The organism is Enterococcus sp. 3H8_DIV0648, from assembly GCF_002140655.1.
Taxonomy (GTDB): domain Bacteria; phylum Bacillota; class Bacilli; order Lactobacillales; family Enterococcaceae; genus Enterococcus_A; species Enterococcus_A hulanensis.
This window is the reverse complement of the sequence record NZ_NGLG01000002.1, coordinates 1-10,716: the sequence shown is the minus strand read 5'-3', so window position 1 is coordinate 10,716 and position 10,716 is coordinate 1. Positions and strand designations below refer to the sequence as shown.

12 protein-coding genes and 1 riboswitch are annotated in these 10,716 nt (G+C 40.2%); of the genes, 3 read left to right on the top strand and 9 right to left on the bottom strand.

Annotated elements, in window-relative coordinates:
• Window positions 1-218: 218 nt before the first annotated feature.
• From A5875_RS16515 to A5875_RS16475, 9 genes are all read right to left on the bottom strand, one after another.
• On the bottom strand, window positions 219-497 hold the full coding sequence (locus A5875_RS16515; protein WP_441316224.1) for a PspC domain-containing protein: 279 nt from the start codon (window positions 495-497) through the stop codon (window positions 219-221).
• Between the two features lie 27 nt (window positions 498-524).
• Window positions 525-2,276 (bottom strand): daptomycin-sensing surface protein LiaX, encoded by a 1,752-nt coding sequence (gene liaX, locus A5875_RS16510; protein WP_088934723.1) that lies wholly within the window; start codon window positions 2,274-2,276, stop codon window positions 525-527.
• 208 nt (window positions 2,277-2,484) lie between these two features.
• The gene (locus A5875_RS16505; protein ID WP_242551201.1) at window positions 2,485-2,769 is read right to left on the bottom strand and encodes a PspC domain-containing protein; all 285 of its coding nucleotides are present in this window, start codon (window positions 2,767-2,769) and stop codon (window positions 2,485-2,487) included.
• A 276-nt stretch (window positions 2,770-3,045) separates the two neighbouring features.
• Window positions 3,046-3,786: a ChbG/HpnK family deacetylase gene (locus A5875_RS16500; RefSeq protein WP_088934722.1), complete on the bottom strand. Its 741-nt coding sequence runs from the start codon at window positions 3,784-3,786 to the stop codon at window positions 3,046-3,048.
• A gap of 24 nt (window positions 3,787-3,810) precedes the next feature.
• The gene (locus A5875_RS16495) at window positions 3,811-4,659 is read right to left on the bottom strand and encodes a Nif3-like dinuclear metal center hexameric protein (protein WP_088934721.1); all 849 of its coding nucleotides are present in this window, start codon (window positions 4,657-4,659) and stop codon (window positions 3,811-3,813) included.
• Window positions 4,660-4,686: 27 nt separating this feature from the next.
• The gene (locus tag A5875_RS16490; protein WP_088934720.1) at window positions 4,687-6,138 is read right to left on the bottom strand and encodes a PTS transporter subunit EIIC; all 1,452 of its coding nucleotides are present in this window, start codon (window positions 6,136-6,138) and stop codon (window positions 4,687-4,689) included.
• Between the two features lie 124 nt (window positions 6,139-6,262).
• Window positions 6,263-7,099, bottom strand: a complete 837-nt coding sequence (locus A5875_RS16485) for a PRD domain-containing protein (protein WP_088934719.1) — start codon at window positions 7,097-7,099, stop codon at window positions 6,263-6,265.
• Window positions 7,100-7,119: 20 nt separating this feature from the next.
• Window positions 7,120-7,602 (bottom strand): PTS sugar transporter subunit IIA, encoded by a 483-nt coding sequence (locus A5875_RS16480; RefSeq protein ID WP_088934718.1) that lies wholly within the window; start codon window positions 7,600-7,602, stop codon window positions 7,120-7,122.
• A gap of 349 nt (window positions 7,603-7,951) precedes the next feature.
• The gene (locus A5875_RS16475; RefSeq protein WP_088934717.1) at window positions 7,952-8,200 is read right to left on the bottom strand and encodes a PspC domain-containing protein; all 249 of its coding nucleotides are present in this window, start codon (window positions 8,198-8,200) and stop codon (window positions 7,952-7,954) included.
• Window positions 8,201-8,428: 228 nt separating this feature from the next.
• On the opposite strand from A5875_RS16475, the gene A5875_RS16470 reads away from it, so the two are divergent.
• The 3 genes from A5875_RS16470 (at window position 8,429) to A5875_RS16460 (ending at window position 10,236) form a co-directional block, all read left to right on the top strand.
• Window positions 8,429-8,848: a GNAT family N-acetyltransferase gene (locus A5875_RS16470; protein WP_088934716.1), complete on the top strand. Its 420-nt coding sequence runs from the start codon at window positions 8,429-8,431 to the stop codon at window positions 8,846-8,848.
• Window positions 8,849-8,936: 88 nt separating this feature from the next.
• A riboswitch (FMN riboswitch) is annotated at window positions 8,937-9,053 on the top strand.
• A gap of 128 nt (window positions 9,054-9,181) precedes the next feature.
• Complete coding sequence (locus tag A5875_RS16465) at window positions 9,182-9,781, top strand: ECF transporter S component (RefSeq protein ID WP_088934715.1); 600 nt, start codon at window positions 9,182-9,184, stop codon at window positions 9,779-9,781.
• Window positions 9,781-10,236 (top strand): pyridoxamine 5'-phosphate oxidase family protein, encoded by a 456-nt coding sequence (locus A5875_RS16460; protein ID WP_088934714.1) that lies wholly within the window; start codon window positions 9,781-9,783, stop codon window positions 10,234-10,236. The genes A5875_RS16465 and A5875_RS16460 overlap by 1 nt, the downstream gene beginning before the upstream one ends.
• Window positions 10,237-10,716: the final 480 nt, after the last annotated feature.

Here is a 10,716-nt window from a genome sequence, read left to right as displayed (position 1 = left end):
CAACATTATTAAATTCAACTTATCTAACTTATATACGATTGAATTCTCATTAATGATTTCTTGATTATTAGAAATTAATTTGATAAATGATTATAGCTGTAATTCAGCAAATTCTCATTAACATAACAACTCGTCCTGTCCCGCACAAAAAAAGACATTCCTAAAAATTAGAAATGTCTGATTACTTTATGTTTCGTCATTAAACCGACGCTGTTAAATTAGAAATCGCTCCAATTTTCCTCTTCTTCTATGTCAGCTCGCCTGCGCTGCGCCTTCGTTCTTCTAGGGCGTTCGTAGTTTTCGCGATAAGCACTCTCACCGCTGTTCCCTTTTGGAACAATCAGTACTAACAATATATAAAAGAAAATCGGTGTCCCTACTAATACGAGGTTCAGGAAAACAAAGATAACGCGTGCAATTGTTGGATCAATCTCAAAATATTCCGCAATCCCTGCAATCGTTCCTGTTAACATGCGATTTGTGTGTGATTTCGTCATTCGTTTTCTCATTTTAGTCGTTCCCTTCTATTTATCGAAGTCCTTTAAGTAAATGCTGCCTGCCTTAGAAGAAACTTCGATTTGTGCAGCATTTTCTGCCGCCCGTTGAAAATGTAATACTTTTTGTGTATTGCCGCTGCGTTCTTGAACGGTTTCACAATTGGCAAATCGATAGTTGATGGTTCCGATTCCTGTTTTAGCGGAACCTTCTATCCCGATTGTTTGCGGCAACGACACTTTCACATCGCCGTTGACTGATTGCGCCTCAAGTTTTTTCAAATTATTATTCTTAGCGGTTACTTTGATATCACCATTGATCAACGAATACTCTGATCGTACGATGTCCGCTCTTGCGATGATCGTTCCGGTAACGGTCTCGATCGATGCATCTAAAATCTGACCTTCCCGAATTTCAATCTCGTTGTTTACTCCTTCAAATTCCAGCATCGAAGCATCCAGTTCCTTAATCAAGATTGTTCCGTTGGTGGTTTTGATCGATGAATTTTTCGCTGAAAGCTCTTCAATCATCAAGTCCCCATTTAATAAACGAAGTGACAAGTTATTGTACTGACGTTTTGGTAAATAGAACGTCAGCTTAGCATCGACTCTTTTATTTGGCACATGGAATAAGATTTGGTAGTTATTCACATCGATGCGGCTGCGCTCCAAGAAAGCATCGATTGGGTCTGGTTCTTCCATTTGACCAAGCAGTGACACTGTTGCCTCTACTTTAACATCGTTGATGGTTTCATCTTCCCAGGTTTTCAAGATCACTTTTCCTTTAGCCAGCTTGATATCAATTGTCTGCGCATCAATATCTTCAAAGGTAAATTGATGACTAAAGTGGGTCTTGGCGGTTCCGTAAAATTTCTGATTAATTTTCTTTAAATCAAAATCGCTATTGTTTACCGTATCGGTAACAGTCTTCGCCGCTCGGTTCACCACCCGGCCAATTCGACTGGCCCAATCATTCGGCTCGACTTGCGGGCGATCCATTGGACGGTATTTTTGTTCTTCAAAATCATCCGGCACTTCAAAAAATCCATCGGATACATATGGTCTTTCCGGGGAAGCGAACAGGTCTTCATCGATTGCTTTTCTTTCGTGCTTTAATAATTCGATCTCTTCTTCGAGTTCCTTCAATTCGATTTTCATTTGATTATATAATGCTTCATTCTCGGATGAGATAATCCCTAGTTCAGCCTCAAGGTTTAGTTCTCTAAACTCTTCTTTTTTCACTCGAAGAGTTTCTATTTTCGTTTGCAACGCAAGATCGAACTCATCGATTTTTGATCTGACCGGATCGGTTTCCTCTGGTTCAGGCTCCGCCTTGTTTTCCCATTCATCAATCATGCTGGCAACACTGTCCGCTGGCTGCTTTTCCTCATGCTTGATTTCGGTTGGTTCGGCTTCCAATTCAGGTTCCTGTGCTGGTTCTTCATTAAAGTCTGGCACTTCTTCTGAAATGATTTTTTCTTCATACTCTTGTTCGGGTACTTCGTCAAATGCTGCAGGATCTTCAAAATCCGACGCCGCTTCGGTTTCTGGTGTTTCTTCAACCTCAAATTCTTCTTCCGATTCAACCGCTTTTTCTGGTTCGGTTGTTTCGGGTTCTGATGTTGTTTCAGGTTCGGTTATGTTCTCAGCTTGTGGTTCTGACGTTTCTTCCGTTTTTGTCTCTGTATCTTTTAATCCAAGACTTTCTAACAAATCTAATCCTTCTTCTGGTGAAAGGATGCCTTTTTTGATTGATTCTAATATTTTTTCCCGTTCGTTCATGTTAATCGCTCCTCAACGAATTGTTCTATGTTTCTATTATGCACAAACATTTTTCGTTCGTCATGGGTCGAAAGGACTATCTTTTAGCCAAGTCTTTCGAAGTATCGAAAAATTTCTGCATCCATGAAAAAAGAGTGGACCGCTTTTTTGGCAGTTCACCCTTTCGCTCTATTGTAAGACTGACAGTAATCAATCGTTGTTTTCTATCCTAAAAGTCACTCCATGCATCATCAGAAGTTGATTCTGCCTGTTTAGGTTCACCATTTGTCGAATGCGTATAAGTTTTTTCGTATGTTTGCTTGCTGCTACCTGCTTTTGGCATAAGCACTGCTAATAGAACATACAGTAAAATTGGTGCTCCCTCTAAGAAAAAGCAGCTGAAGACAAACGCTACACGCGCAATAGTCGGATCAATTCCAAAGTATTCTGCGATTCCTGCTAATGCACCCGTTAATACTCGATTGTTTTGTGATTTCGTCATTTTTTTCATCATGATCATTCTCTCCTTTAATTTTCCCAAAATACTAATTTCGAAAAAACCTATCTACCCTAAATTTTGTTTATTCTTATTTTCAATTGCGCTGTGTTTTTATCTTATGTCTATATTATGCCGAAACTGCTTTGATTCGTCATAGGGCGAAAGACTGATTTTTTGTCTAGTCATTTGGCAGGAGTTTTTCTAGTTTTCTTGATCAGAAAAAATTAATACATCCCTCCGCAAAAAAGGTGTTCCGCAATTTGCTTTGCGAAACACCTGATTTCTGGTTCACTAAATATCTGTCAGCTTCAATAAATGAATGTCATTTTCTTGAATGTAATCGATCAACTCTTTGCTGGTTAAAAAAGAGGTCTCAAAAACACGTTTGTTTACTAAGGAAGAATTTCTGATGAGGACCGCATCAATAAATCCGGGATGATAAACCAGTAACGACACGGTTTGACCTTGATCCTCTACCGTCTTTTTGAAGAACTGCAGCAGCTCCGTTTCATTTTCACCAGCAGCAATTTCCAGCTTGATCTGTTGATGATTGATCGCCATTCCCTTTTCAGAAGGAATCCCAATAAAGGGAAGACCATTTTGATCTGCAATCCTCTTAGCCGCTTCAATAAAATTAGGACTGAGCACTGCATGAATATCCAGATAAGCAGGATCAGCTCCGGTTAATTCTCTAAAACGCTCCAGCTGCTTTTGCACTTCTTGCACAGCTTCCTCGAAAGCGACAACATCCGTTTTTGCCTGATTATAGACCGATGATTTTTTGAATACTGTTCCTTCAACTAAAGTTGGAATGGATTCAGCAGCTGATAATGGTTTTCCACTGCTGATATTCACATGCAGCCCTAAACAGCAAGGACTATTCGCAAACAATTGATAGCCTTGGTTTGCCGCAGGAAGATTAACCATAAGACTGACATTATTGATGATTCCTTGTCTAACCGTTTTCGCGATCCCGTAATTAACTGCTTCAGAATAGCCGAGATCGTCTGCCCGTACAATGATCTTTTTCATCTTTTCCCCTCTTTTCCTGCAAAATTAGGTCAAATAGTGATACATGTCCCCAGATTGAACAAAATAGGTAGGCATATCTGTCCCAACTATCTCACTTAGATAATGCAGCATATACTTCATCCCAGGCTCTTCGGTGTTAAAATGCCCCAAAGTCAAAATTGCTTTGTTGGCAAGTAGCAGGCTGCTGTCTTCAACATACTCACTTGCAGTAAAATCAAAAAGCTCCATCGTGATCAAGAGGTCAATCTCTTCTTGTTCCAGCCTTTTAATCAACTCATTATCGTCACCAACTACATGACCATAGATTAGGACTTTGCGAACTTTTGTGTCCAGCCTGCCGATTACCTTTGCGCCGTTTAGCCGTAATTTTTCAATCAATTCTTTCCCGATCGCCGACACAGTCGTTTCCGGAAAATTCAGCAGCACTTCTAAATGATATGAACGATCCGCATACGCCTCCCATCCCAGCTCTTGAATCAATCCGTAAAAGATTCCGTCCGCATAACTGCCGTCGTCTAATGGAATCCCTGAATGAATATAATCATGGTTTCGCCAAACGACTATCCCGCCATCATCCAGCAGTGCTTTTTTCTGCAAAAAGGTTTCGTTTTTCGTCTCAGCTAGCCAATCTGTCCGATCGCCGTGATTCCAAAATAATGCTTCATGACAAATAATCAAATTGGCTCCTTTTGCCTTCGCTTCTTGGATGACCGCTGCACTTGCCCAACAGGTAGTTACGATTCCAGTGCAAACTTGTGCCGCATCTCCATAAAGAATTTGGTCACGAGTGGTTTGATCGTCTATGGTTTGACCATCAAAACCGATCCCGCCATAGTAACGCTCGATTCCTTCAATAACTTCTTGAATTAGCATATCGTCTTCCTTTCCTTCTATTTAAAATTATTGTTCCTCTGATAATTCTTGAATTACAGACGGCTCGCTTTCTTCCTTACTGACAGCCGCTTTCGGCTCATAGCCGAAGACCATAATCAACGTAAATGTGACAACAAAGCCAATCCCACAAGCGATCACTCCATGAAAGATGCCTGAACTAGCTCCGCCAGTGTAGCCCAAGGCCGCCATGAAGTTTGAAGCTCCAACAAAATACACCGCACAATTCATAAAGCCCGCATAAAGCGATCCGGCAAACGCACCCAGCATTGAGTAAATAATTGTTCGTTTATAGCGGAACTGGATTCCGAAAAGAGTCGGCTCACCCACACCGCCGAGACTTTGAGAAACAAAACAGCTTAATCCTAAACTTCTTTTCTGGGGATCTTTTGACTTCAACATAAATCCTAAGCTAATCGCCAAACTGGTATAAACCGTAACAAGTGCGCCAACTAAGACGGTGTTGTCGTATCCCAGCGTCGTGATTGACATTAAGGCTGTAGCAATAAGCGGCAAATGCATGCCTGTAGCCACAATCGGCAAATACAAAGCCCCAATAATAGCTACACCAAAAGGTCCAAAGAGTTCCCTTAATAAAATCAATCCATTGCCTAATCCTAAACCTATGATCGTCCCCAACGGTCCCAACAGACAAAGTCCTAATGGCAACATGATCAGCACCGTCAAAAGCGGAACAAGCAGCGTCGAAAGCGCCGTCGGAATAAATCGTTTCAAATATTTTTCTACATAGGACATGACCCAAGTAATCAAAATCATTGGAATCACCGTTGACGAGTAGCTAGAAGGTGTCATTGGAATACCAAAAACACTGAATGGCTCTCCAGAAGCCACGATCTCAACAAAAGTAGGATGAACCAAGATTACGCCCATCAAGAGCGCGATCATCTGATTGCTGCCAAATTTCTTAGCTCCTGAAAGTCCCACAAAAACAGGGAAATAATAGAAGCCTGCATCGCCCACAAACGTTAGCAAGCGATAAATATCGCTGGATTCACCCGCCAGATTTAACATGGATGGTCCAACTAACGCAGCCATCATTTTAATCAGACCTGCGACAATCAAGATCGGCAAAATCGGGGTCAAACAGCCTGCGATAGTATCCATCATTTTATCTAAAATAGTTTTAAATGAAAAACGTTCCTTTTTGGCAGCAGGCTCGGGATTCGACTTAATCGTTTGGCCTTGCTGCTCTCCAAAATCCCCCAGTTTCACTAACGTTTCATAAAGATCTTCAACCCCTGGTCCAATAATGATCTGAAATTGTCCGCCTGAAAACTGAACTCCCATCACGCCATCCAGGTTTTTAATCGGATCAATGGCAACAGCACTCTTATCTTTAAGGTTAAAACGTAATCTTGTCATACAATGACCGACATGAGTGACATTTTCTTTTCCGCCAATATTATCTATAATCTCTTTTGCTAATTCTTCCTTGTTCATCTTTATTCCTCCTTAGTTCATTAAGTGGTTAATTCGCTTAAACATTTTAGCTGATCAGCTTTTTCGAAAAATAAAAACCAGCACAAACAAAAGCCTCTGCTTTTATCTGCACTGGTAATGCCCATTACTGGTTACAATCCATTCTTGCATATAATCGATTTAAATGTAGCATCAGGTAGATCAATTCTTCTTCACTGGGGCGCCAGTGAAGTGTTGTCGTGATGTAGTCACTGATTTTTAGAACACAGGCGTAAATTTTGGGAAATTCCTTCGTCATATCTCGATACAGCTTTTTGTTTTCACTAGAAATCTCATCGCCGTTATCTTTTCTTTTTAGTAGATAAAGCAGGTGCGTCGCAAACCTAGAGTAATTAAAATCCTTTTTTTCGATCGTGATCTGCAGCTCTCGCTCCACGATCTTCGTGATATCATCGACTGCTGCTTGGTGGTTCTCATAATGAACCATCTGCTCATCTGCTACTTTTGCATTCATTAAATGCACCGCAATGCTCGCTGCTTCTTCCTTTGGCAGAGAAATATGCAGCTCTTTGGCAATCATATTGACCGCAATCTCCCCCATCTCCATCTCCTGCTGATAGAAATACTGCAGGTCATGTGCCATCGGATAATTAAAAACCATTTTCTTCTTTTGCCGATCAATCGCAAAATTGATATGATCTGCCAAGGTAAATGTAATGTTGTCATTCAAATTACAGTTCAGATAATTCCGTGCAATATCAACGATTCTAGCCGTCAATTCGATGATTTCCTCCGGGATTTCCTGAATCAGCTCAAAATAGGAGTCATTGATCCCATAAAAGGTTCGATCAATCCCCGCCAGATTCTCCAAAACATAAGGCATTTTGGGAAACCCGATCCCTTTGCCAAAAGCAATCAGCTCATGATCGTTATTATCAAGACAGACGGCCACGTTGTTATTAATTTTTTTGATAACTTTCATGTGCATGCTGCTCCTTTCACTTATTCACAGGTAATGACGACGGATTCTCCCTTAGCGACCTTAAAGTCTTGATTAACAATAGTCAATTGAAATTCGCTGCTGTTAGTAACTACCATCGGCGTAGTCAAGTCGATATTCTCACTTTCCATCAATGAACGATCGACTTTAAGCAGCGCTTCGCCGCGTTTTACTTTATCACCACTTTGTTTATAAATAGAAAAACCTTTTCCATTTAGATTTACCGTATCAAGTCCAACATGGATCAACACATCTGCCTTGTTGTCGGCTGTTAATCCAATCGCATGCTTGGTCACTGCGATCATCGAGATTTCTCCATCACAGGGCGCGTAGATCGTATCATCCTCAAGAATAAAGGCCGTACCCTCACCCATCATTTTGCTTTGAAACACTGGGTCCTTCACTTGCTCTAAAGAAATACACTGACCATTTACCGGAGCATAGAGCTGCGGATCTGCTTTCTTTTTCTTAAATCGCTCGAACATTTTTCTTGTCCTTTCATTGAAAAAATAAAAAACTCTTTGAGGCGCCAAAAAAACAACCAGTTTCTGCTTGTTTTTAAAGGTAATGCCTCAAAGAGTTACAATCCTTATTAATTGAATTAAGAATAGCACACGTCTGCAAACGGTGTCAACTAGTTCTTTTAGAAAGAAAAAGCATCACTATTAGTCTCGCCAAAGACTGAAAGTGATGCTGATACAGACTGCCCAATGTGCAAATTTCTTGGTAATGAAAAGCCATGATCGATCGCTCTCCTGCTACTAAGCGAGGGCGTTTTAAGAAAGTGAAATGATCTATTCAAAACAGGAGTTGGATTCCTGATAATTTTAAAATTTAGAATTCGTTTTCTCCATTGCCAGCAGAATATCCGTAGGCTGCATGGTTTTGATGAGTGCTTTCTGCATTTGGCACAACCAGCATCAATAAAATGTAAAGGATAATCGGTGAGCCGATCAAGAAGAAACTCATAAGGACATAGATTACCCGTGCAAATGTTGGATCAATTCCAAAATATTCTGCGATTCCTGCTAATGTACCCGTTAATACCCGATCGTTTTGTGATTTCGTCATTTTTTTCATCATTTTAAATTTCTCCTTTTGTTTTCCAACTTGCGATGTGTTTTTATCTTATGACTATATTATGCCGAAGCTCCGATGTTTCGTCATAGGTCAAAAGAACCATTTTTCAGCTAGTCATTTAGTAGGAGTTTTTCTAGTACCTAATTCGAAAAAAGCTCCTGCCTTAATCATTGCGATTTGCCAAAAAAATGATAAAATTCACTTTAAATAATCAGCAAAAGGAGGGTTTATTTGATACAGATTCGTGAAATGACAACACATGATAAGCCAAGATTACGGCAGCTCTATCTCAAAAGTCGGCGAGAAACTTTTTATTGGGATGATCCGGAGCTGATGCATATAGAAGATTTTGATCGTGATACTGAGGACGAACTCATCTTTGTCGCAGAATCCCAACAGACGATCATCGGCTTTATTTCTTTATACGTGCCAGATAATTTCATTCATTGCTTATTTGTCGACAGCAGCTTTAAAGGTCAGGGAGCTGGTCACCTGCTTTTGGAAAAAGCAAAACAACAGTTGACTCGGCCGTTAAAATTAAAATGCTTGTCACGGAACACCCCAGCTCTGGCCTTTTATGAAAAAGAAGGCTGGGAAAAAGTCCATGAAGTAAAAATTCGTGATGCGTATTGGAATATGATTTATCGCTAGTTCTCCTATTCAATGAAGCACCGTTTTATTTGCAGGCAATCTAAAAAACGCTTGCAATTTTTTTAAAGTCATGTGAAAATAAACACAATAAGTTCTTCAGGGCAGGGTTTAATTCCCGACCGGCGGTGATAGTCCGCGAGCCTTTTTTGGCTGACTCAGTGCAATTCTGAGACCGACAGTACAGTCTGGATGGAAGAAGAAAAGCGTGTGTTTGTTGATCGTTCAGATAACAAACGCTATTTGACGAATCGATACACCCTTTTTCTACTTTGACTGTGCCTTGCAAATGTTGTTGTAAGGTTCTTTTTTATGTTTCAAGAAAGGTGTGTTGAAATGAAATTTACTGCAAGAAAGCTAGTAATGATCGCGATTTTTGGTGCTCTCTCCTACGTGTTGATGCTCTTCAAGTTCCCGCTGCCGTTTATGCCGCCCTTTATGGATTTCGATTTGGCCGGTGTACCAGAATTATTGGGAACCTTTCTGTTAGGTCCTGTTTCAGGGATCTTCATCGTACTGATCAAACTCCTGATCAAACTGGCTACCGTTGGTACTGCTTCGATGTTTACCGGAGAAATCCAAAATTTTCTTTTGAGTGTTAGTTTTATTTTACCGGCTGGTTTGATTTATCAGCGTACAACGAACAAAGGCTCAGCGCTAAAGGGCATGTTAACCGGCACAGCTGTTGTGACTTTTGTGGCTTGTCTATCAAATGTTTATTTTATTATCCCGTTTTATACCAAACTGTACGGTTTGTCGATGGACGCCATTATCGCCATGACTCAGGCCGTCAATCCAATGGTAGACAGTGTCTGGAAATTAGTCGTGATCGGGATTATCCCCTTTAACCTAATCAAGTATGGTGTGACCACCGCGATCGTCTATTTTTCTTTAGACCGCTTGCGGGCAATTTTTCTCAGACGGGAGTTTTTATAATGGAATTTCAAGAGGCAATCACGCAGTTTTATAAAAAGCTGGGGCGGAAAAAAATTATGGCGTTGGCCACAAGCTTAAACGACCACGTCATGGTGCGAAATGTCAGTGTCATCATTCATGACGAAAAAATCCTATTTAAAACAGATCAAAATTTCCGTAAAACCAAGCAATTACTCGAAAATCCACAAGTAGCGATTTGCTACTGGGGCGTTCAAATCGAAGGTATCGCCGTCAATCACGGCTTAGTCGTTGAGCAAGCAGATCAGTCTTTTCAAAATCTGTATCAAAAATACTGGGAAAAAAGCTACAATGCCTATCCCCATAAAGATAGTGAAATCTTGATTGAAATAGTTCCTAAACTAGTCGAAATCTGGGATCAAGACCAAGACGATCACGGCTTTCAATTGTTTATAGATTTTGAGCAGGAAAAAGCAGAAGTTGAGAAGTATGATTAGTTAAAACAACGATTCGAATCGTTTCCCTTTTTATTTTAAACACTTTACCATTTCTTATCCTCTAGTTAAGCTTTCTATAAGCTAGCCGACGTACACTCTTGGTGTGGATGAACTTGGTGTTTAAACTCAGAAGTGGGACTTAAAACGACGGTTTGTTTCATTTAAAACGAGGTGTAGGTTCGAATCCTTCCATCCACATTAAGAAAGGCTTCGCGAACTCGCTCAGCTTTTGAGCAATAAGACCAAAATATTTCTAAATTGCTTCTCAAATTTCGAAATATTTTTGCTTATTGCCGATAAAGCTAGTTCGTGAAGCCAGACATGGATATACCCGCTACAAAGCGATTTATTCATCTGAAAATTTTATACTTACTTTATAGATTCAGGTGTCAAAAGTCTTATGACAAGCGCTTTTATAGATAGAACAATGGTATAATTTAACTATCATAAAACTGCGAAAGAAGGCATTCCAATGGGGTT